Raw genomic sequence first — 21930 nt, forward strand, 5'->3', positions numbered from 1 at the left:
GGCTCGCCCGGTCATACCGGCAGGCGCGCCCGCGGCCAAGTTTTCCGGGCAGCGCGCAGGCCGGCGCCGCGAGCGTCGGGGCCGGGCTGCGAGCAGTCGAGACGGCCAAGGCGGCGGCATTGCCGAGCTCGGCAACACTGCTGCGGGACCTGCCTCTACGTCAGCCTTGGCGCGTACTGCCGAGCTCGGCCGACGTCCATCGCCGTGATCGGCCGATCGCGGCAGGGCTACGGCCAGTTGACGCCCCAGACCTGGCGCAGCTCGGTCGGGATGTGGAACGGCAGGCGCTGACCGCCGCGGTTGGCCAGCAGCAGGCCCTGGACGAAGGCGCGGCTGAGCAGGGTCGCCGCGTGCTGCATGGTCTCGGAGCGGTCGCCGAGGCGGTCGCCGACGCGGCCGAACAGCCGCCAGAGATCGATGAGGGGCGAGCGCTGCGGGATAGCAGGCACGCCGAGGATGTCGGCGACGCGGTCGCCGGTGAACCAGCGCACGAACTCGGCCGGCACCCCGTCGAAGGCGGTGCCCGGGGCCAGGTACTCCATCATCTCGAGCAGGGCGCGAGTGAGCGCCTGTCCTTCGGGACAGGCCGCGAAGTGGCGCTCGCCGATGCGGTCGGCGAGCGCGCGGCCCTCGGCGTAGTCGCGCGGCAGCAGCTCCTGCCGCAGCCCCATGACCGCGCCGATCACGTTCCACGTGTGCATGTACGCGTCGACCTCGTCGGCGGCGAGCGCGACGCCGAGGCGCTCCAGCCCCTCGAGGGTGGCGACCGAGAAGCTCATCAGCGTGCCGAGCATGTCCTCTTGATTGATCGGCAGGCCGAACGCCGGGTCCCAGCTCGGGTCGCGGCGCAGCAGGTGGCGGATCGTCGCGTGCATCAGCCGCACCTTCTGGACCGAGCGCAGGCCGGCGCCGCGGTCGCTGGTCGGGTCGAGGCCGCCGGGCGCCATGACGTCGACCACCAGCTGGGCGGTCTCGACGATCCGCCGCTGCGGGTTCGACTGCAGCCGGCCGGTGCGGACCAGCACCTGCGCGCCCTTGGCGGCGGCGTAGCAGATCGGCAGCGAGTAGGTGTTGAGCAGGAGGATCACCAGCGGGCCGTAGCGATGGAACACACGCTGGCCGAGCTCGATGCGCGCGGGGTCGGCCCAGCTCGGCAGGCCGGTGGCGAGGAAGTACGCGCGCGCGCCGGGCGGCAGCGAGGTCGCCGGCACGTCGTTGTTCTCGACGAGGTCGCGCATCAGCATGTTGATCGCGCGCACGACGTCGTCGCCGCGCGCGAACAAGTCGAGGATCACGTCGTCGGCCTCGGCGTCACCGCACGTGCGCAGGTGATCGAGCTGCTCGTCGGACCAGCGGAGGTCGCTCATGCAGCGACGGTAAGAGCTGCCGCCGCTGCCTGTCCACGGGCGAAGGCGCGGGCCCGCGCCCTTGATCTGACTCAAAAGACATGTGGCGATGTCGCGCCTCGGCTCGCGAACGACCGTCCGCGCTCGACATGGGCCGGTTGACCCGCGATTCCTCTCCTATACAATGTCGCGGCGATGGGTGGCCGGCGGGCGACGAAGCAGGTGAGTGATATTGCGGCGCGCATCATGGATGAGTGCACGGCGTACCGCTTGCGCATCATCAACCGCGCGATCAGCAAGCTCTACGACGACGCGCTGCGCCCCTTCGAGCTGCGGATCGCTCAGCTCAACACGCTGGTCGTGGTGATGCAGACGCAGGGGCTGACGCCGAACGAGCTGTCGCAGCGGATGCACATGGACGCGTCGACGGTCAGCCGCAACGTCGAGCGCATGTGCAAGAGCGGCTGGCTCAAGCTGGCCGACATCGACGACGCGCGCTCGCACGAGATCCAGATCACCGAGAAGGGCATGAAGCTCATCGCCGACGTCGCGCCGGCGTGGGAGGAGGCCCAGCGCGAGGCCGAAGAGATGCTGGGCGTCTCGATCGGCAAGGCGATCGCTCGCGGGGCCAACCGCCTCGCCAACGAGTGACGGGCGCCCGGCCGCTGTTCCGCCGCGTCACGGCCCTCTGCCGGGCTCGCGCGACATGCGCGAATTGGTGGTGTGGTGTCCCAGACCCGCCCCGGCCGTTCCCTGCAGGTCCGATCGCGGGTGGGTTGTAAGTCCCGCGCGAGTTCTGCATCCTGAGGTCCCTTCGGTGACTACGGCCGTCCTCCTGCTCGCCCTGGTTCAGGCGCCCGCTCCCGCGCCTTCGGGTCCGACCCCCGAGCACGGGCCGTTTTTTGCGCCCGAAGCGGCGACCGAGTCGCACTTCTCGAGCGGACCTCCGCCGGCCGCGCCGCCGCGCTTCTCCGTCGGCAAGGGCGCGTTCTGCTTCGTCGAGGACGCCAAGTGCAGCTCGGCCCTGATCGCCAGCGTCGACGTCGGCATCGGCATCAACGGCATCGCCGGCGACCGCGGTGTCGACCTGCCCTACGCGCACTACAACTTCCGCGGCGGCTTCACGGTCCGTCCGTTGCAACTGGCCCGCAAGCGCTGGAACCCGTGGTCGGTCGGCGTGGTGGCGAGCTGGTCCCGCGGCACCGGCGTGGCCGCCAACACCGGCTCCGTCGTCGACGCGCCCGACGAGGTGGTGCAGACGACCCCGCACACCTCGGCGTATCGCTTCGGCCTCGTCAATCAGTTGTGGCTGAGCCAGAAGCGCAACGCGTTCCACGTCGACCTGACCGTCGGCGTGGTCCGCTCGTCGGTGCTCACCTACACCGGCTGGTACAACGGCACGCACCTCGAGGTCGCGGCCGGCTGGGGCGGCTGGGGTGGGTTCTTCGTCAGCGGTGACTTCCTCGACGGCGACTCGCGGGTGATCACCGGCTTCCGCGCCCACGCCATCCCCGCGCTGCCGGCGATCGGCCTCGTCTTGCTCGGCCTGCTGGCCGGAGGAGCGATGCAATGAGCGCGCTCCTGTCTCTCTCTGTCTCTTGGGCCATGTCGCTGGCGCTCGCGCAGCCGCCGGTGCAGACGCCGACCAGCGCGCCGCCGCCGGTGCAGACGCCGTCGTCGACGACGACCACCACGACGACGACTTCGACCGCGACGGCGACCTCGCCGGCCGGGACGACGACCGCGCCGTCGGTGCAGTCGCCGAAGTCGCCCGAGCTGCCGGTGTGGGATCCGAGCGCCACCGGGGCGGTCCCCGCGGCTCCGCCCGAACCGCCGGTGCCGGTGCCCGTGGCCGAGACCCCGGCACCGCCGGCGGCTGACGCCGCCGGGCCGCAAGAGAAGCCCGGGCCGCCGTTCTACACCGACGCCGAGATGCAGCAGCTGCGGCTGCGCCACGGGCTCGAGGCGAGCCCGCCGCCCAGCGAACGCAAGTCGCGCTGGCGCTGCCTGATCGCCGACCCGACCTGCGGTGTCGTGGTCGAGGTGCAGGCGACGTCGGGCTACGCGTATCGCGTGCGCCAGGGCGACGTCGCCTCGCCCGGCGACCTGAACAAGTGGAGCTCGGCCCGCGTGCAATACGACGTGTGGGTCAGCATCCCGACGCTCGTCGAGCAGCGCGGGTCGTTCAAGTACACGCGGGTGTCGCTCGGACCCAAGGGCGGCATCATCGCCAGCGACAGCAAGGACGTCTGGGGCAACGTCGGCTTCGCCGGCCGCTACTGGTTCAAGCGCGGCCGCTGGTCGCCGACGATCGAGTTCTCGAGCGGCCTGGCGTTCAAGGTCGCCGGCATCCAGAAGCCCGACGGACGGTTCGACAACGTGCGCAGCCCGATCGGCTTCGTCGCCGACATCGGCATCGGCCTCGGCGGGTTCGGGGCGATCGTGCTCGGCGGTCAGTTCGACAGCCCGCTCGCGCGCGAGGACGTGCCGGAGAAGGTGCGCACGCAGGCCGGGGGCATGTTCTACATCGGCTTCCGCGGCAACATCCTGTGGGGCGCGCCGGCGGTGTTCGGCGTGGCCACCCACGCGGCGGCGCTGCGCGGCGTCAACGCGCCCTGAGGGCCGCGCGCGGGTGAGCGGGCCGCGGAGGTCCGCATCGGCGTCGTGCGATCGGCTGTAATCTCGAGGCCGTTCGCGCGGCTCACCGGTCCGAGCGCATGACCCCCGGCAGTCACCTCCGGCCGGTGCCCTCCATCCCGGGCCCGACCTCCCCCGCGGCGCCGCCCCAGCGGGCGAGCACCGAACAGCTGGTCCAGCGGGCCAAGGCCGGTGAGATGAGCGCGTGGTCGCGGCTCTACCAGGACCACTACGAGCGGGTCTATCGCCACGTCCGCGCGCTCACCGGCGATGCCGGCCTGAGCGAGGAGCTGGTGCAGGAGACCTTCGTGCAGGCGCTGCTGAAGATCGCCGGCTTCGACGGCCGCTCGCAGCTGTCGACCTGGCTGCACGGGGTGGCGATCAACGTGGTGCGCAATCACTGGCGATCGCAGCGCAGCACCGCCAAGGCGCACGCGCGGCTCGAGGTGATGCGGTCGCTCGACGCCGGCGCCCCGCCGCCCGACGGGGCGCTGCATCAGCGCCAGCGCGTGCGAGCGCTGTACGCCGCGCTCGAGACCCTGCCCGATCACCTGCGCGTGGCCTTCGTGCTGCGCGACCTCGAGGGCCTGAGCCCCGAGGAGGCGGCCGAGCAGCTCGGGATCTCGAGCGGCAACCTGGCAGTGCGCGCCAGCCGGGCGCGGCAGCGGATCCGCAAACAATTGGTGGAGTGGGGCGTGCTGCCGCCGCAAGAGGAGGAGCCGGCGTGAAGGACCTCGACGACATCGTCGACGCCGCCGCGACCGACCTCGCCGAGGCGATGCGGCGCGACCTGCTCGCGCCCGACTTCGCCGCAGTGGTCGCCGAGGCGCACGCGCGCGACCCGAAGCGCGTGCCTGCAGCGGCGCTGGTCGAGGTGCGCGAGCTGGCCCCGGTGGCGCAGTTGCGCCGCGACGCGAGCGGCAAGGTGCCGGCGCGCGAGCAGGCCGAGTTCGCGGCGCTGCTGGCCGCGGCGCGCGCGGAGATCGATCACGACTGCGCGGCAGTGCGAGCGGCCGGACCTCCGCCAGTACCTGTCCCCGGGGACAGGCAGGCGGGGTCGCGGACGTGGATGTGGCTGGCCGCCGCGGCAGCGGTCGCGGCGCTGGCGTTCGGTGTCCGCCCGCTGCTGACCCGCGGGCAAGGCGGCCCCGATACGGCCATCCAGGCGCCGTTTCAGGACGATGCGTCGCCGTCGCGTCACGAGGTGGCGCCCGCCCCGGCGCCGACGCGGGTCGAGCGGGCGCGGCCAGGCGCGGGCCCGACGGCGCCCGCGAGCGAGGTCGAGGTGCCCGCCGAAGTGGCGCCGCCCGTCGAAGTCGCGCCGCCCGTCGAGGATGTCTTTGATAAAAATAAAGACATGCCCGAAAGGTCAGGTGTGAAAGAGCCGCCGGAGAAGGGGCCGGCGCGGCCGCGTGGCGAGACGCCGGCGGAGCGGCTGCGGCGGCTCGACGGCGAGGCCGAGGCGAAGTGGGAGGCGGGCGACCTCGCCGGGGCCGAGGCGCTGTACCGGCAGATCGTCGCGCTGGCCCCGGGCTCGCGCGCGGCCGACCTGGCCTACGGCGACCTGTTCTCCCTGGCTCGCCAGCGTCACGGCGGCGACGAGGAGGTCGCGCTGTGGCGGACGTATTTGCAGGCGTTCCCGCGCGGGCGCTACGCCGACGACGCGCGCGCCGGCCTGTGCCGGCGGGCCGACGAGGGCCAGCGCGCGAGCTGCTGGCGTAACTACGTGACCGACTTCCCGAACGGCGTGCATCGCCACCAGGCGACGCGCGTGCTCGAGGGCGAGCCGTGAGGCGCATGGTGATGCGTGCAGTCGGAATGACTGCGGGACAAAGGACGACCCGCGGCGACGAGCGGATCGAGAAGGTCGCGGCCGGTGGGGTGAGGATCGCTCGTGGGGCCGTCGCGGCGAAGCCAGGCGAGGCAGACGCCGCGAGGGGCGCCCGCGGGCTCGCGGCGGCGGTCGCGACGGTTCGCCGAGGGGCGGCAGTGCTGGCGTTCCTGCCGCTCGCGGCCTGTCCGCCGGTGGTCTATCAATTCCACGACAGCTCCGACCCGCCCGCCCCGGCCACCGAATCTGGTTCGGAGACTATGTCCCCGGGGACAGATTCGACATTGACGGGCCCGCAGCCGCCGACGCCGACCGAGGGCCCGGAGGAGCCGTGCTTCGACGGCGTCGTCTCCGGGGCCGAGACCGACGTCGACTGCGGCGGGCCGACCTGTCCGCCGTGCGGGCCCGGGCAGAAGTGCGCGGGGCCGTGGGACTGCCAGGGCGACCTGTGCGTCGACAACCTGTGCGGCCTGCCGCCGCAGTGCCGGGTCGCCGCGGACTGCCCGGCGGAGTTCTGCCGCCAGCCGCTCTGCGACGAAGGCCAGTGCATGTACCTCGAACTCGACGGCGACAAGTGCGACGACGGCGACCTGTGCACCGACGGCGACCTGTGCGTGGCCGGCAAGTGCACGGGCGTGCTGCGCGACTGCGGCGGGTTCGACGGCCCGTGCCAGCACGGCTTTTGTAATCCGACCTCGGGCAACTGCGCGGTCGAGTTCGCGAACGAGGGCGAGCCGTGCGAGGACGGGCTCGGGTGTACCGTCGATGACTTCTGCGCGCAGGGCCAGTGCGTGGGCAAGCCGGGGCCGGTGTCGCTGTTCGACTTCAACGACCCCGGGGCGTGGATGACCGATCCGCCGTGGATGATCGGGCCCGCGCTCCCCTCGCAGTGCGCCGCCAACGGGTTCGAAGATCCGGCCGAAGATCACTCTCCCGGCGGCGAGAACATGCTCGCCGGCGCGGCGATCGGCGGGTGCTTGCCGGACGAGCCGCTGCCCGCGGACGCGTGCTTGACCAGCCCGTCGATCGACGCGCTGCAGCTGGCGCAGCCGGTGGTGCTGCAGTATTGGAGTCAGCTGTCGGCGGTGCCGCTGCCGCCGCAAAACCCGTCGAGCGCGCGCGTCGAGGTGTGGAGCGGCAAGGCCTGGAACTCGGTGTTCGAGAGCAAGAACGAGCCGCTCGACGAGCCCGAGTGGATGCCGCACGTCCTCGACCTCACGCCTTTCCTCAATGCGGCGCTGAGGGTCCGCTTCTGTCATCACCACCCCGAGCCAGGCCTGCCGCCGGTGGCGGGCTGGAGCGTGGACGACGTGTACGTCGGGCCGCCGGAGTGTCAGCCGCCCTGATCGCAATTCGCATGGCCGGGCTGTAATCGCGGCAGGGTCCGCGTCACTCACCGACGAAACGCATCGCGAGAAGGACGTTGCCATGAAGACACTTTCCCTGTTGCGCCGACTCGGCTTTCTGTTCTCCTGCACGGCCTGCGCCGTGCTGGCACCCACCGGCTGCGACGTGAAGGTCGACGTCGAGGAGGGCGACGGCAAGGACGAGGAGCCGGCGCCTGATGATTGCAAGCAGCAGTACGTGTTCTGCCTCGACCAGGGCCACACTGCGGACGAGTGCGCGCCGCTGCTCGAGGGCTGCTCGCCGGCGCCGGTGCCGGCGCCGGACGATTGCGAGCAGCAGTTCCAGCTGTGCCTCGAGGCGGGGATCGATCCGCCGACCTGCAAGCTCGAGCTCGAGCAGTGCGTGCCGACGCAGCCGCCGCCGCCGGTCGATTGCCAGTTCGAGGTGGCGAAGTGCCTCGGGCAGGGCCAGCCGATCGAGGTGTGCGAGCAGCTGTGCCCGCCCCACCCCTGCCCGCCGTCGCCGGTCGACGACTGCGGGCTGCAGTTCCAGCTGTGCCTCGAGGCGGGGATCGATCCCGCCAAGTGCGAGGACGAGCTGCAGCTGTGCCTGGGCCAGCCGCCGCCGGCGGAGACCTGCTGGCTGCAGTGCGAGCAGCAGGGCCTGCCGCCCGAGGAGTGCAAGGCGCTGTGCGAGCCGCAGCCGCCGGTCGACTGCGAGTGGCAATTTCACGAGTGCCTCGAGCAGGGGATCGATCCGTCGGAGTGCGAGGCGCAATTGCAGCAGTGCTGGGAGCCGCCGCCGCCGGTCGACGACTGCAAGTGGCAGTTCGAGGCGTGCCTGCAGCAGGGCGGAGATCCTGCCGAGTGCGAGGGGCAATTGCAGGAGTGCCTCGGCGAGCCGGCGCCCTACGATTGCTGGCAGAAGTGCGCGGAGCAGGGCCAGCCGCCGGAGGTGTGCGAGCAGCTGTGCGCGCCGAAGCCGCCCGACTGCGAGTGGCAATTCCAGCAGTGCCTCGAGCAGGGGATCGATCCCGACGAGTGCGAGGCGCAATTGCAGCAGTGCTGGAACCCGCAGCCGCCGCCCGACGATTGCAAGTGGCAGTTCGAGGCGTGCCTGCAGCAGGGCGGCGACCCGGCGGAGTGCGAGGGGCAATTGCAGGAGTGCCTGAACCTGCAACCGCCGCCGCCGGTCGACGTGTGCGAGCAGGACTTCCAGGTGTGCCTCGAGAAGGGCCTCGACCCCGCGGAGTGCGAGGCGCAATTTCTCGAGTGCCTGAACCAGCCGCCGCCGCCGCCGAGCGACTGCGACCTCGAGCTCGAGGTCTGCGTGCAGCAGGGCGGCGCGCCCGAGGAGTGCAAGGCGCAGTGGCAGCTGTGCGTGGGGCCGCCGAATCCGCCCGCGCCCGACGAGTGCTTCGACCTCCACAAGGCGTGCCTCGAGGAAGGCCTCGAGCCCGCGCTGTGCGACCAGAAGCTGGCCGACTGCCTCGGCCAGCCGTGAGCCCTCGCCCGTTGGGCTCCGGCGGGCTATATAGCGGCTCGCCGTGCTGTCCGCCCCCCTGCTCGCGCTCGCGCTGACGAGCTCGACCGCCGCGCCCCCGGGCACGCGGGAGACGGCGGGCGCGAGCGAGAGTTCGGCGTCGGGTGCGAAGGTTGCCTCGCTTCTCGAAGCAACGGAGGCGAGCAAGCCTGTCGACGCGATGGAGGCGAGCAAGCACTCGCCGACGACGGCGTCTCCGCCGAGCGAAGGCGCGACGGTTGCCTCGCCTGTCGAAGCGACGGGGGCGAGCAAGCACTCGCCGGCCGCGGCGATCCCGGAGGCGAGCAAGAGCGCTTCGCCTGTGTCGGTGCCCGCGGCGAGTCCGGCCGCGGCGAAGGGCATGAGCGGTGGCCCCGTGGTCCCCGCGCCGACGATCGCCGGCGCGCTCGTGCGGGTCGAGGGCGTCGAGTTCACCGACCTCGAGCGGGCGCTGCGGGTGCGCTTGCCGTCGCTGGCGCTGGCGCAGCAGGGCGACGAGCTGCGGGTGCGCGACGGATTGCGGGCGTTCGTCGACCTGCGGCGGACGTCGCCGACGCAGGTCCAGGTCGCGCTGATCCTCGCTGACGGGCGGGCTTACTTTCGCGTCGTCGACACCGCCGACGAGCCGCCGGCGCGACCGGTGGCGGCTGCGCTGGCGCTGCTGATCGCGGCCATCGAGGACGACTCGGTCGCCCCCGATCAGCGCGACGTGCCGGTGCCGCCGGCGATCGCCGAGCCACCGCCCTTGCCGGTCCAAACAAATGTCCCAAAGGACACTTTTTTAAAAAAATGTCCGGAGGTGCAGGCGTGTCCGCGGCCGCCTTCGCCCCCGGTGCCGCCGCCGCTCGAGCTCGGCCTGGTGCGCTACGACGGCGCGTCGTTCGGGCTCGACCGGCCGCTGGCCGGCGTGCGCGGGGCGATGTTCGGGCTCGGGCTCGACCTGCGCTGGCGGCGAGGGGCGATCGCCGCGGTCGAGGTGCGCGCGACGGTGGCTCCGGTCGACCGTCACACTCTGGTGCGCGTGCGCGTGGCCGCGGGGGCGGGCTTCGGCGTGCGCGTGCGGGCGTTCGAGCTGCCGATCGTCGGGCTCGTCGGGGTCGAGTGGTGGGGGCTGCCCGGCGACGAGGTCACTGTCACTCGCGCGAGCTCGCGGCCCCTGGTCGGCGGCGGCCTGCGGCTGTCGCCCGGCTTCTGGCTGCGCCTGCCGGCCGTGGCGGTGCGTGCCGGGGCGCGGGCGGAGCTGTGGGCCTCGGGCGAACCCGGCCCGGACGGCCCGCGCAAGCCGCTCCTGGCGCGCCCCGGCGAGGCGGCGCTGGCGGCCGTGGGCGGGGTCGAGTTGAACCTCGGGATCGAGGTGGGGGTGTGGTTCGATCCGCGGCGGCGCAAGAGGACAGGTCCGAAAGGACAGGTCCGATAGGACAGGCGGAGAGACTGCCTGGCGCTCTTTGCGACTCGAAAGGACAGGTCTTAAGAGACAGGTCCGATGGGGCAGGCGGTCACGCGAGGAGCCGGCGCGTCAGGCCACGCGGTTGCCGGGCTCGGCTTGCCAGCGGTAGCCGATGCCGCGGACGGTCTCGATCATGGACGCGTGTTCGCCGAGCTTGGTCCGCAGGTTCTTGACGTGGACATCGATCATGTTGGTGCCCGGGTCGTAGGCGGTCTCCCACACGTTTTGAAGCAGCTCGACGCGGGACACCACGCGGCCGGCCTCGCGCGCGAGGTAGCCGAGCAGCATGAACTCGCGGTGGGTGAGGTCGAGGTCCGCGCCGGCGAAGGTGACGGTGCGGTCCTGGCGATCGATGCGGAGCTGGCCGACCTCGAGGTAGCGGTCGCGCTGGCCGCGGCGGCCGAGCGCGCGCACGCGGGCCAGCAGCTCGCTGAGGTCGAACGGCTTGGGCAGGAAGTCGTCGGCGCCGGCGTCGAGGCCGGAGACCCGATCGCAAAACTCGGAGCGGGCGGTGAGCATGAGGATCGGCACCGACTTGCCGGCGGTCCGCAGGGCGCGGCACACGTGCAGGCCGTCGAGCGAGGGCAGCATCCAGTCGAGGATCACGAGGTGGTACTCGATGCTGCGCGCCTGCGAGACCGCGACCGCGCCGTCGTCGACGAGGTCGACCACGTAGCCCTCCTCGGTGAGCGCGCGCGAGAGGAAGCTGGCGAGCTTGCGGTTGTCCTCGACGACCAGGATCTTGGCCGAGGATGGTGTCGTGTGTGCCGGCATGTGCGAGGCCCGTGGTGAGGAGTGGTGCATGGGAAAGGCGCGTTCAGGCGATGCCGAGCAGGTCGAGCACGCCGTGGATGAAGGCCAGCGGGTGCAGCGGACACCCGGGGAGGAACAGGTCGGGCGCGTGCTGGCGGAAGAAGCCGCGCGCGTCGGCGCTGTCGTGGTGCGGACCGCCGCCGATGGCACAGGCACCGACCGCGATCAGCATCTTGGGCCCGACGATCGCGTCCCAGGTGCGCCGCAGCAGCGCGTCGTCGGCCGCGGCGGCGATCGGGCCCGAGATGACGAGGCCGTCGGCGTCGCGCGCCGCGTCGACCCAGTCGATGCCCCAGCGGCCCATGTCGAAGTGACCGTCGGCGCAGGCTCGCAGCTCGCAGTCGCAGCCGTCGCAGCCGCCGAGGACGAGGCGATGCAGCTTGAGCGAGCGCCCGTAGAGCCGGCGAAACGCGGCGGAGGCGGCCGCAGGGGCCGGAGCGCGGCGCTCGGGGCCGATCACGAGGCCGCCGCGGGTGCCGCTGGCGAGCCGGTGCTCGGAGCTGAATCGAACCTTGCCTTCGGGACAGGCAGTGACGCACTCGCGGCAGAACACGCAGCGCCCGAGGTCGAGCGCGAGGGCGCCGCCGGTCCGCGCCAGGGCGCCGCCGGGACACACCGGGAGACAGGCAGCGCAGCCGCTCGGGCACTCTCTGTCCTGAAGGACAGGTAGCCCGCAGAAGCCCGCCGCCTCGGCGGCGCGCAGGTCGGGGAGGGCGCGCCGCGGCGGCGGCCGGAGGTTGCGGAGCATGGTCAGCACGCGAGGTCCCCGGGCTTGAGCGCCGAGCGAATGCTCGTGTTGGCGAGCTGCGGAGCGGACAACGGCTCGCGAGCATTCGCGGTCGTGCGCGGACGGAGGTTCGACCTGCGAGGCGAGCGAGCAAGGTCCGGACGTACGCGGACGAACCTTCGCGCTGCGCTCGAGCAGCGAGCACTCGCGGCTGGGCGGAGACGAGGGTTCAGCACGCGAGGCCTCCGAGCGCGAGGGCCGAGCGAATGCGGGTGTTCGCGAGCTGCGGAATGGCCACCTGCTCGCGAGCGGTCGTGCGCGGACGGAGGTTCGACCTGCGAGGCGAGCGAGCGAGGTCCGGACGTACGCGGACGAACCTTCGCGCTGCGCTCGAGCAGGGAGCACTCACGGCTGCGAGCCCGGTCGTGCGCGGAAGGAGGTTCGACCTGCGAGGCGCGCGAGCGAAGTCCGGTGGCATGAAGAGTGTCGGCGCAGTGCTCGAGCGAGTGAGACTCGAAGTTCCACGCAGCCGTGGCTTCAGCACGCGAGGCCTCCGAGGGCGAGGTCGAGGCTTTGCGCGCACAGGTGCACGTCGGCGAGCGAGCCGCCACGGACGGCGGTGGCCAGGGCGGGCCAGGCGAACATCGCCGGGTCCTGGGCGCGGTAGTCGAGCAGCCGACCGGCGGCGTCGGTCTCGAGCAGGTGGACGATCGATCCGCGCGCGCCCTCGACCGCGGCGATCGCCAGGTGACGCGGGGCGAGCGAAGGGAGCACCGCGGCCGGGCGCGCGCCGGCGGCCCCGGCGATGCTGTTCAGGATCCAGGCGACGGCGGCGTCGACCTCGCGCGCTCGCAGCGAGGCGCGGGCCAGGCAATCGCCGTCGTACTCGACGAACACGTCGACCGCGTGGCGGCGGTAGAGGCGGCCGGGGAGGTCGCGCCGGAGGTCGTGCGGCAGGCCGCTGGCGCGCGCGGCCGGGCCGACGAGGCCGAGCTGGGTCGCGTCGGCGCCGGTGAGGCCGCCGACGCCGTCGAGTCGGGCCTGGACCGAGCGAGCGCCCAGCAGCGTCGCGCTGCAGCGGGCGAAGGCGCCGCGGAGGCCGGCGAGGGTGGCCCGGACGTCGGCGATCCGGGCGGCGCCGATCGCCTCGCGCACGCCGCCGGGGCGGACGTGGCCGTGGCCGTGGCGGCTGCCGCACAGGCGCATGAGGAGGTCGCGGACGAGCGCGTGCAGGCGGTCGAGGTCGGACGCGCCGGCGCCGAAGCCGATCGCGCGGGCGGTGGCGGCGAGGCCGACGAGGTGACCGGCGATCCGCTCGAGCTCGAGGCCGACGCCGCGGTGGACGTCGCCGGCGAGGTCGAGGTCGACGCTGGCGAGGCCCTCGATCGCCATCGCGTGAGCCCAGGCCCGGGCGACGCTGCCCTCGCCGCGCAGGGTCTCGACCAGCGCCGGGAGCTGGGCGACGGGTCGGGTGCAGAGCATTGTCTCGACGTCGTGCTCCGCTCCGGCCCGCAGCTCGACGACGCGGATGTGGTCGCCACGGCAGTGCAGGCGCAGCGGGCCATGATCGACGAGGCCGCCGAAGCCGGGGTCGCGCTCCTCCGCGCCGTGGCCGGCGGGCCAGAACCACATGTCGCGCGGGTCGAGCGGTGCGTCGGCGGCTCGTGGCGGCGGCGCGGCGAGCTGCAGCCCGTATGTCCTTTCGAGCAGGCGCTCGTGAGCGCCGAGCGGGCCGCGCAGGGCGGGCAACGGGCGATCATGGACGGCTCGTCCGCGCATCACCGCGAGGCCGCGCGGGCGCACCAGCGCCGCGGTCAGGACGACGCCGCGGTCGTCGTCGCGGCGGCCGTGGTAGGCCAGCACGCGCGCGCCCGCGGCGGTCTCGCGCGCGAGCGCGGCGACGAAGGCGTCACCCGGGAGCTCCGGCAGATCGTCGATGGCGGCGACGAGCAAGGGGCGCGCCCCGCCGTCGCCGTCGCCGGGCGCCGCGGGGACCGGGCGCGACGACACCAGCCGCAGGAACGAGCGCGCTCCGGGCGCGCCCGGCGGCTGCGATTGGACCGATCGCGGGACGGTCATTCGCCACCCCGCAGGTGCAGGACGACGCCGAGGCCCTCGCACAGCGCAGCGCCGCCGAAGTACAGCGACTGCGCGGCGGGGCGCGGCCGGGCGACGCGAGCCGCGAAGGCCCCCGCCACTGCCGCGAGCGCGAGCGAGACGATCAGGTGCACGGACACGCCCGGCCAGCCGCGCGCGGGCGGGAGGAGGAGGGCGGCGAACAGACCGGAGAGGGCGACCGCGACGACGCCGTCGAGGTAGCGCGCGAGGCCGTGGCCTACGACGTCGCTCGGGCGATCGACGGCGACGACCCGCAGCGCGAGCGACGTGGCGGCGGCGCAGACGGTGGCGACAATCCAGCGCGGACTGGCGACCAGCGCGTCGAGGCCGACCTGGGTGCCGGCGAGCACTGCGGCGACGAGCGCGAGGAGCTGCAGCGCGTTGCAAGGCGGGGCCTCGGCGCCGCGCCGCGAATGGTGATAGAGGGCCAGCAGGCCGACGAGCACGGCGAGGTCGCCGTGGAACGCGAGCGGCGAGGTCGGGCCGACGATCGGCGCGAGCGCTGCGAGGGCGAGCGCGGCGACGACCGCGAGCAGGCCGCGGGGCCGCATCATTGCGCTCTTGCGCAGCGCTCGCAGCAGGTCGCGCGCGGGCTGCAGCAGCCGCACGCCCCGACGCCCGCTCAGCCCGGCCTCGACCTGCGCCGCGACGCCGAGCCAGACGAGCGGCAACAGCAGGACGCCGGCGAGCTGCGACAGCGCGAGGCCCCACGGCGCACCCGCCACCGGAGCGGCGGTGATGGAGGACAATAGTGGCGACAACGGAGCTCTCCCCGGCGCCGCGAACCGGCGCCCCGACTGGTGAGACTCGACGCAATCAAGGTAGGAGCGGGCCCGCCGACGGTCGAGTTAAGTGCGGTTCACCGGCCCACGGCCGAGTCAGCGCGGCGTCAGATGAACTCGCGCTCATCGATGCGATCGACTGAAATATGTCCGAAGAGACATGTCGATCGCGCGCATGCGTCAATGTGACAGCACGGCGCCGCTCGAGGTCGGTAGCCACCGCGCACGGCGTGGATGGCGGCAGGTTCACCTCGCGCACGGTCGGGCCGGGCGAGAAGCCGCGAGAGAGGGCCCTGGCGGGGCTGGCACGCATGAATTTTACGGGAAATTCTTGTCTGGAAATTGCAATCTTGAATGATGCTGGCTTAACCAAAGCCGGGCTACGAGGCGGCCAGGACGCTGTTCATACTTGGTGCGTGCTTGACGCGAAGGCAGAGGTCGGTGGGCGAAATTGCGCGCGGTAGATCTCCGTGACGCATGGGCAGGTCTGCCGGCCGGCGGGACGGTTCTCCGGGGAGGTCGCGCCGCGGCGACGGGCGTCGCAGCGGCGGGCGCGTAGCGAGAGTTCGTCGCGAATGACGGAGGCTCCGGTGTGCCGGCGAATGAGCGGACTTGCGAGGCAGAGCATTCCGCCCATGACCCGAATGACGGGGCTCAAGAGGAGGGGCATCGAGCGAATAGACTGACTTGCAAAGGTGCGTCCCGGTAATGGCCCGACGTGAATGGCGGAAGTCACGAGGGTGGGGCGTTCGGGGATGGGTCCGAGCGAATGCCCGTACTAGCGAGGGCGGCTCATGAAGGGGGCGGCGCGCTCATCCGCGAAACGCCTCGGCAGCGGCGCAGCGCGAGCAGCAGCGCGAGGCCGGTCCAGGCCGAGCGACTGGCGCGGGCTCGAAGGCCAAGCGCGAGCAGCAGTGCGAAGCCGGCTCGGCGAGCGCGTCAGCGACGGGCTCGCCGGCGGCGGCCGAGCGCCAGCAGCAGCAGCGCGAAGCCGCCGGTCGGGCCGGTCTGCCGGCAACCGCAGCCGTCGTCGCCGCCCTGCTGGCCGCCGGTGGTCGCGCTGTCGGTCACATCGGCGGTGGTGCCGGTGGGGGCAGGGCCCGTGCTCGCGGCGCTCGTGCTGCTGGTCGTCGCGCCGGTGGTCGGTGCGTCGCCGGTGCTGTCGCTGGTGGCGGTGCCGTCGCTGGTGCCGTCGCTCGACTCGCCCTCCTCGACCAGGCCGCGGAGCGGGACCGAGGCTGTCCATTCGGCCAGGACCAATGGGTCAGGGTCGGCCGGGAACAGCGCCTGCGCGTCGGCGCCGGCGCTGTTGGTGTGATTCTCGCTGGCGAGGAACTCGAGGTAGGCGGGGGTGTTGATGACGTAGAGGAGGCGGACGCGGAGGTCGAGGAGGTCGTCCTGGCCGGGCGTGAGGTCGACGAGGCGCGCCGGGGCGAACGCGTAGGTGACCTCGTCCCAGTGCGGCCAGGTCTCGTCGGGGAGCTGGGCGTAGCGGTCGCCGACAGGGTCGGTCTCGATGCCGGCCTGGAGGCCTTTCGGGGGGATCCGGCTGTCCACCTGCCAGTAGTCGTTGAGGAGCAGATGATTGGTGGCGCCGGTCTGCTGATGCACCGCGATCGCCTCGTAGGTGCGCTGCTGCGGGTCGCCCTCGAGGCCCTGGCCGGCGATCCACCGCCCCGAGCCGTAGACGGGCTCGCCCATGTAGCTGGCGGTGACTTCGAGCCACATGACGCGGCCCTCGGAGTAGCCGCTCGGCAGCTTGTGGCCGGTGTTGTTGGTGACCTTGACGCCCCAACCGTCGATGCCCGCCTGCAGGTCGACCGAGGCCGGCGCGGTGACCTCGAGCGTGGCCGCGCCCCCGAGCGAGAGGTCGATGCCCGCGAGCGCGACGTCGAAGTAGGCGTCGTCGATGTCGCCGCTGCCGGCGCTGCCGTACAGCGACTTCAAAATTTCGACCATCCGCCGGTTCGCCCCGGCGAGGTCGTGGCGGCGACCGCCGGTGGCGTGCACGATGCCCTGGCTGTTGAACTCGGCGCAGCCGGCGACGTTGTCGACCGCCGGCATGTGGCAGTCCTGGCATGACTTGAAGTCGGGGCCCTCGGCCGCGTAGGCGCTGGCGAGCCACTCGCTGTAGGTGCGCTGCTCGTTGAACTTGGCGCCGATCGGCTGGCCGTCGTCGTCGAGGCGGTCGCGCCCGGTGGTGACGTCGTGGCAGGTGCCGCAGTGCTCGGAGCGGCCCAGCAGGTCGCCGACCACCCAGCTGTGCATCGGCTTGTCGCCGCCGTCGTACGACCACGGGCCCTGCTTCGGCACGTCGCCGGCCTCGCCGAGGACGTCGTCGATGGTGTAGTGGGCGTCGCCGAGCGGCGTGACGCCGTCGTCGATCATGCGGTGGCACAGGTCGCAGTCGACGCCCGCGAGGTCGTCGGGGTCGAGATCGTCGATCGCGGTGGCGTCGTCGCGGCCGGCCACGAAGGCCCGCGGCGAGTGACAGCGGACGCAGCTCGCGGTTTCGCCGGGCATGTCCTGGGCGGCGATCGCCACCCCGGCCCAGAACACCGGATCGCGGGCGGCGTTGGCCATCATGCCGCCGGCCCAGGCGATCGGCGAGACGTTGGGCACGTCGGCGTGCTCCGGCGGGTTGGCGAAGGCGTGGCACTTGCGACAGTCGGCCGACTTCTCGAGCGGGTTCTGCAAGCTGCCCGGCTCGGTCGCGGCGCTCGCGGGCGCGGACAGGAGCGCGGCGAGGGCGAGAGAGACCGTGGGCCAGGCGCGGCGGGAGAACACCGTCATGGCGGGCATCTTATCGCGGCGTGCCGGCGCCGGCGCATGCGCACGGGCGTGCGGTTGGGCGCGCCGAAAGGACCGCACCAGGGGCTCGCGGGCGCGGCGACGGGGCCTCGGGCGACGATCGGCGGACCGCGAGCTCGGAGCGGCGGGCGATAAGGAGACGTCCGGGGCAGGGGCGGCTATGCTCCGGCCGCATGCCTCGCGCGCGCGACGCTCTCCTCGCGGCGGTGCTGATCGCCGCCTGTACGCCGGCCCCCGACGGGCGCTCGGCCTCGCCGACGGCGTCGGAGGCCGCGCCGACGCCGGCGAGCCCGGCGAGCCCGCCCGCGGGTCGCACGGCCAACAACGACGCGCGCGGGTTCGCCAACCAGCCCGACTACGACGGCGAGGCGGCGGCCCTCAAGACCGCGGTCGCGTCGCGCCTGCCCGACCCGCTGCCCGCGGACCGCAAGCAGGCCTGTGCCGGCATGTTCGCGGCCGCCGACGCGCTCTACCGCGACATCGACCCCGCGGGCACGGCCCTGAAGCTGCTGCAGGCCAGCCGCGCGGCCGACCAGAGCGCCTGCGAGCGCGAGACCAGCCCGCGCGTGGCCGCCTGCGTCACGGTGCTGCTCGGCGACCGCAACGCCGAGCTGCCATGGCTGCTCGACCAGTGCTCGCGCGCGTTCCCGGACTGACCTGTCCCTTCGGACAATTTTCTGAAAGAGCCTGTCTGGACGGACATGTCGTTTCGGGCATGTCTATGAGGACATACTACGCGCAGGACAGGGCGGGTTCGCCCGAACTCGAGCGAGGCGCCGCTCGGAGCTGCGATCGACCGCGGGTCTCCCGGAGCGCGGAGGCCGGGGCGACCGCGAGGATGCGTGCGCCCGGGCGTTCGTGTCGCGGGCTCCCTCACGCGCTGGCGTAGGGCGGCGAATTTCGCCTCGTAGCGCTTGGCACGTCCCGTGCTCAGGGCCGGCCGACATGCTGCCCCGCACCCTGCTTCCTGTCCACGCGCTCGTCCTCGTCTCCGCGATCCTCGCGCCCGCTTGCAAGCCCGAGGAGGGGGCCGCGACCGACACCGATCCGACCGACTCGGCTGCGACCGACACCGACCCGACCGACACTGCCGCGACGCAGCCGACCACGAGCGACACCGACACCGCCGCGACGGACACGGACACGACCGCGAGCGACACCGCGGACACGGACACGGACACGGACACCGGCGGTGAGGTTTGCGTCCCGCGCGATCCGGTCGTCACCGCCGAGGTCGGCATCGACTTCGGCACCTGGCCGGTCATGGATGGCGAGCCGGAGACGATCTCGGTCGCGGCGGCCTGCACCGTCCAGACTGCGACCCAAGTGGAGGGGAAGGTCGAGGTCGCCCTCCTCTGCAGCCAGGGCGATCTGCTCGACGTCGCAGTCACCCTCTTCGTCACCGCGCCGGCCGACTTCGCCATCGACATCCAGGACGGCCAGACGGTCGCGCTCGACGCGTACTGGCAGGGCGAGGGCCACCACATCGGCTCGGGCGAGTGGTTCGTGCTCAAGGCCGCCGACACCGGGGCGGTCCTGCTCGCCGGCGTCGCCCACGACAGCAACTTCGGCGTCAACGAGGTGTTCGGCGCGCTCACGGTCGACACGGTCGAGGGCATGTGCCCGCTGCCCTGCGGCAGCGAGTGCTTCGACACCTCCGATCCCGAGCGGATCGCCTTCCAGTTCGTGCACGACGAGGGCCCCTCGCTCGAGGTCGTCGACGGCACGCGCGGCGAGTTCCTCGCCCAGGGCCGCAAGTTCGACGCGGTGGTAGCGAAGGCCGAGAAGTACTACTGCCTGAACTGCTGGAGCTGGTACGTGTGGGTCATCGGCTCCGTCCCGGCCTGAGGCGCGCAGGCCCGGAGGAGATGTCCCGAGGGACATCCGCGGTCCCGCCCAGCGCGGGACCGCGACGCCGCGGATCAGCCCGGCGGCTCGAACTGGTCGCAGGCGGTGTCGATGACGCCGACCGCCTCGGCGAAGAACGGGGTGTAGTCGGCCGCGCAGACGCTGCCGATCACCCCGTTCGAAAACATGTCGACGAAGCTCTGCAGGCGCGGGGACGCGTCGGCGCCCATGCCGTCGCCGCCGTTCGGGTCGCCGCCGGGCGGGCACAGGCCCATCGGCAGGTTGCTGTCGCCGACCAGGCCGAGCACCACGGCCGACTTCTCCTCGCCGCCCTTGGCGGCGACGACGGCCTGGAACCACTCGGCCGGCTCGCCGGGCGAGCCCTTGCCGTCGTCGGCGGCGTCGTCCTCCTCGTCGGTGATGAACACGAGCACGAGGAGCGCGTCGTCGCGGAGGAAGCCCTCGTCGCAGCCGCCGGCGCCGTTCTGCGGGTCGCCGAGCGCCGAGGTGGCGGACAGCATGACCTTCTCGTCGCCGCTGCCGTAGGTGCCGACGTTGGCGATGCACTCGAACGTCTGGGCCAGCTCGGGCTGGCTCTCCGTCATGTAGCGCTTCATGTCGGCGAGCATGCAGTGCTTGCCGGTGGCGTCGAACTCCTTGCCGGTGCCGTACTCGTAGTTGCACTGCGACAGCGGCAGGTCGTTGCAGTCGAAGCCGTTGCAGGTCACGCCCGAGCCGCCGCAGGCGTTCTCGCAGCAGACGGGCGCGGGGGTGCAGTTGCACGTGCCGTTGGTGCACGTGCTGCTGAGGCCCGTGTTCATGCCGTTGTCGGTCGAGACCGCCATGATATGGTAGTCCTTGGCCGCCAGCGTATTGGTGATCGTGTCGATGAAGCCGGGGAACGAGGCGATCAGGTTGGCCTGCTCGTCGGCCATCGAGCCCGAGTTGTCGACCACGAACAGGAAGTCGATCTTCTTACAGCCGGCCGCCAGCGGGTCGTTCTCGCCGGTGGTGCCCTCCGGCTGCTCGCCGAGGTCGAGCTTCGGCAGGCCGTCGGGCGGCGTATTGTCGGTGGTGGTGCCGGCGCTCGGATCGCCGGTGGTGGTGGTCGGGACGGCCGTCGAATCGCCGCCCGGGGCGTCCGGTCCGGTCGTCGTCCCGGGCGCCTGACCGGTGAGGCTGGTGGCACCGGTGATCCCGGTGGCGGTGGCGGGGCTAGGTCCGCTGCTGTCGCCGCAGCCGGCGACGACGGCGAGCCCGAGGAATGATTCGACGGCGAATCGTACTGAGCGACGCATCATCGCCGCCAGCATCGCTCACTCCATGACCGCGGCGAAAGGCGTCATGGCTATTACGATTCGTGTGCGCCGTCACGGGTGATTGTCCAGAGATTGCGCGGTGCGGCGGGCGCATCGCCGGATGTCTCTTCGGACATCTGCTGCGATCTCCGAGCGAGCCGCCCGAAGCACGGCGTTTCACGGATACGCGCGCCGGCGGCCCGGACGCCGCGCGGAGCGGCCGCCGCGGTGAATGCGGGCGCTTCGAGGTTTCGCCGGGAATGGCAGCACCGCGCGTCAGCCGACCGGTTCGAACACGTCGCAGGCGAAGTCGATCACCCCGACCGCCTCGGTGAAGAACGGCGTGTAGTCGGTGGCGCAGACGCTGCCGATCACCCCGTTCTCGAAGCGGTCGACGAAGTCCTGCAGCCGCGGCGACGACTCGGCGCCGGTGCCGTCCATGTTCGGGCCGCCGCCGGGCGGGCACACGCCGCCGTCGAGGTTGCCGTCGCCGACCAGGCCGAGCACCACCACCGCGTCGGTGTCGCCGTGCTTGGCGGCGACGAGCCGGTCGTACCACTCCTTGGGCAGGCCGGGCGTACCCTCGCCCTCGATCGCGTTGTCGTCCTCCTCGTCGGTGATGATGATGACGACGAGGATCGCGTCGTCGCGCAGGAAGCCCTCGTCGCACCCGCCGGGCCCGTTGAGCGGGTCGCTGACGGCCTCGAGGGTCGCCAGCACCGGCTTCTCGGCGCCGCTGCCGTGGGTGCCGATGTTGGCCACGCACTCGAAGGTGCCGGCGAGGTCGGGCTGGTCGGCCTTCATGTAGCGGCGCCCGTCGGCGAGGCTGCAGCGCTGACCGACGGCGTTGTAGACGTTGCCGCGCCCGTAGACCTGGTCGCAGTCGGAGATCGGCAGGGCGTCGCAGGCGTAGCCGTTGCAATCCTTGCCGAACAGCTCGCAGGTCTTCTGGCAGCAGATCGGCGCCGGCATGCAGGCGCACGAGTCGGCGTTGCACTTGGTGCTGAGGCCGGCGGCCTGACCGTCGTCGGTCGGGACCGCCATGATGTGATAGTCCTGGGCCGCGATCGTCTGGGTGATGGTGGCGATGAAGCCGGGGAACGAGGCGATCAGGTTGGCCTGCTCGTCGGCCATCGAGCCCGAGTTGTCGATGACGAACAAAAAATCGGCCTTGGCGCAGCCGGCCGCCGCCGGGTCGTCCGGCCTGCCGCCGTCGGACGGGGGCAGGTCGAGCTTGCCGATGACGCCAGGGTCCGGCACGTCGATGGCGCCCGTGGTGTCGTCGCCGGTCAGCACGACGCCGCCGGAGGTCCCGTCGCTGCCGCCGTGAGAGCTCTGGTTTTCGCACGCCGTCCCGGCGGTCCACAGCGCGACCGTCGTCGCGAACACGAAGCGATGCATGCA

The 21930-nt window shown here is 72.4% G+C and carries 18 protein-coding genes; 10 read left to right on the plus strand and 8 right to left on the minus strand.

Annotated features, from left to right (window positions below):
• Positions 1 to 227 precede the first annotated feature (227 nt).
• Positions 228 to 1367, minus strand: a complete 1140-nt coding sequence (locus OV090_RS48005) for an oxygenase MpaB family protein (RefSeq protein ID WP_267711830.1) — start codon at positions 1365 to 1367, stop codon at positions 228 to 230.
• Positions 1368 to 1592: 225 nt separating this feature from the next.
• Between OV090_RS48005 and OV090_RS48010 the strand changes: the two genes are divergently transcribed.
• From OV090_RS48010 to OV090_RS48045, 8 genes are all read left to right on the plus strand, one after another.
• A complete protein-coding gene (locus OV090_RS48010; protein WP_267711831.1) occupies positions 1593 to 1997 on the plus strand; it encodes a MarR family winged helix-turn-helix transcriptional regulator in 405 nt (134 codons plus the stop codon).
• Between the two features lie 166 nt (positions 1998 to 2163).
• Positions 2164 to 2919 (plus strand): hypothetical protein, encoded by a 756-nt coding sequence (locus OV090_RS48015; protein ID WP_267711832.1) that lies wholly within the window; start codon positions 2164 to 2166, stop codon positions 2917 to 2919.
• A gap of 32 nt (positions 2920 to 2951) precedes the next feature.
• Positions 2952 to 3965: a hypothetical protein gene (locus tag OV090_RS48020; protein ID WP_267711833.1), complete on the plus strand. Its 1014-nt coding sequence runs from the start codon at positions 2952 to 2954 to the stop codon at positions 3963 to 3965.
• A gap of 125 nt (positions 3966 to 4090) precedes the next feature.
• Complete coding sequence (locus OV090_RS48025) at positions 4091 to 4711, plus strand: RNA polymerase sigma factor (RefSeq protein WP_267711834.1); 621 nt, start codon at positions 4091 to 4093, stop codon at positions 4709 to 4711.
• Positions 4708 to 5775 (plus strand): hypothetical protein, encoded by a 1068-nt coding sequence (locus OV090_RS48030; RefSeq protein WP_267711835.1) that lies wholly within the window; start codon positions 4708 to 4710, stop codon positions 5773 to 5775. The genes OV090_RS48025 and OV090_RS48030 overlap by 4 nt, the downstream gene beginning before the upstream one ends.
• Positions 5776 to 5972: 197 nt before the next feature.
• Positions 5973 to 7160, plus strand: coding sequence for a hypothetical protein (locus OV090_RS48035; RefSeq protein WP_267711836.1), 1188 nt, complete (start codon positions 5973 to 5975; stop codon positions 7158 to 7160).
• Between the two features lie 82 nt (positions 7161 to 7242).
• Positions 7243 to 8664: a hypothetical protein gene (locus tag OV090_RS48040; protein WP_267711837.1), complete on the plus strand. Its 1422-nt coding sequence runs from the start codon at positions 7243 to 7245 to the stop codon at positions 8662 to 8664.
• A 379-nt stretch (positions 8665 to 9043) separates the two neighbouring features.
• The gene (locus tag OV090_RS48045; protein ID WP_267711838.1) at positions 9044 to 10099 is read left to right on the plus strand and encodes a hypothetical protein; all 1056 of its coding nucleotides are present in this window, start codon (positions 9044 to 9046) and stop codon (positions 10097 to 10099) included.
• A 99-nt stretch (positions 10100 to 10198) separates the two neighbouring features.
• Here the strand turns inward: OV090_RS48045 and OV090_RS48050 are convergent, their stop codons facing one another.
• The 5 genes from OV090_RS48050 to OV090_RS48070 form a co-directional block, all read right to left on the minus strand.
• A complete protein-coding gene (locus tag OV090_RS48050; protein ID WP_267711839.1) occupies positions 10199 to 10903 on the minus strand; it encodes a response regulator transcription factor in 705 nt (234 codons plus the stop codon).
• Between the two features lie 43 nt (positions 10904 to 10946).
• A complete protein-coding gene (locus OV090_RS48055; RefSeq protein WP_267711840.1) occupies positions 10947 to 11690 on the minus strand; it encodes a 4Fe-4S binding protein in 744 nt (247 codons plus the stop codon).
• A 516-nt stretch (positions 11691 to 12206) separates the two neighbouring features.
• A complete protein-coding gene (locus tag OV090_RS48060) occupies positions 12207 to 13748 on the minus strand; it encodes a hypothetical protein (protein ID WP_267711841.1) in 1542 nt (513 codons plus the stop codon).
• Positions 13745 to 14536, minus strand: coding sequence for a hypothetical protein (locus tag OV090_RS48065; protein WP_267711842.1), 792 nt, complete (start codon positions 14534 to 14536; stop codon positions 13745 to 13747). The genes OV090_RS48060 and OV090_RS48065 overlap by 4 nt, the downstream gene beginning before the upstream one ends.
• Positions 14537 to 15508: 972 nt before the next feature.
• Positions 15509 to 17362, minus strand: a complete 1854-nt coding sequence (locus OV090_RS48070) for a multiheme c-type cytochrome (RefSeq protein WP_267711843.1) — start codon at positions 17360 to 17362, stop codon at positions 15509 to 15511.
• 191 nt (positions 17363 to 17553) lie between these two features.
• Here OV090_RS48070 and OV090_RS48075 point away from each other — a divergent pair, with 191 nt between their 5' ends.
• Together OV090_RS48075 and OV090_RS48080 are read left to right on the plus strand one after the other, a co-directional pair.
• Positions 17554 to 18036 (plus strand): hypothetical protein, encoded by a 483-nt coding sequence (locus OV090_RS48075; RefSeq protein ID WP_267711845.1) that lies wholly within the window; start codon positions 17554 to 17556, stop codon positions 18034 to 18036.
• Positions 18037 to 18325: 289 nt separating this feature from the next.
• Entirely contained in the window at positions 18326 to 19228 is a 903-nt protein-coding gene (locus tag OV090_RS48080) for a hypothetical protein (protein WP_267711847.1), read from the plus strand.
• Positions 19229 to 19302: 74 nt separating this feature from the next.
• Here the strand turns inward: OV090_RS48080 and OV090_RS48085 are convergent, their stop codons facing one another.
• Together OV090_RS48085 and OV090_RS48090 are read right to left on the minus strand one after the other, a co-directional pair.
• Positions 19303 to 20529 (minus strand): hypothetical protein, encoded by a 1227-nt coding sequence (locus OV090_RS48085; protein ID WP_267711848.1) that lies wholly within the window; start codon positions 20527 to 20529, stop codon positions 19303 to 19305.
• 273 nt (positions 20530 to 20802) lie between these two features.
• On the minus strand, positions 20803 to 21927 hold the full coding sequence (locus OV090_RS48090) for a hypothetical protein (protein ID WP_267711849.1): 1125 nt from the start codon (positions 21925 to 21927) through the stop codon (positions 20803 to 20805).
• Between the last annotated feature and the right edge of the window lie 3 nt (positions 21928 to 21930).

The organism is Nannocystis sp. RBIL2 (assembly GCF_026626745.1).
Classification (GTDB): domain Bacteria; phylum Myxococcota_A; class Polyangia; order Nannocystales; family Nannocystaceae; genus Nannocystis.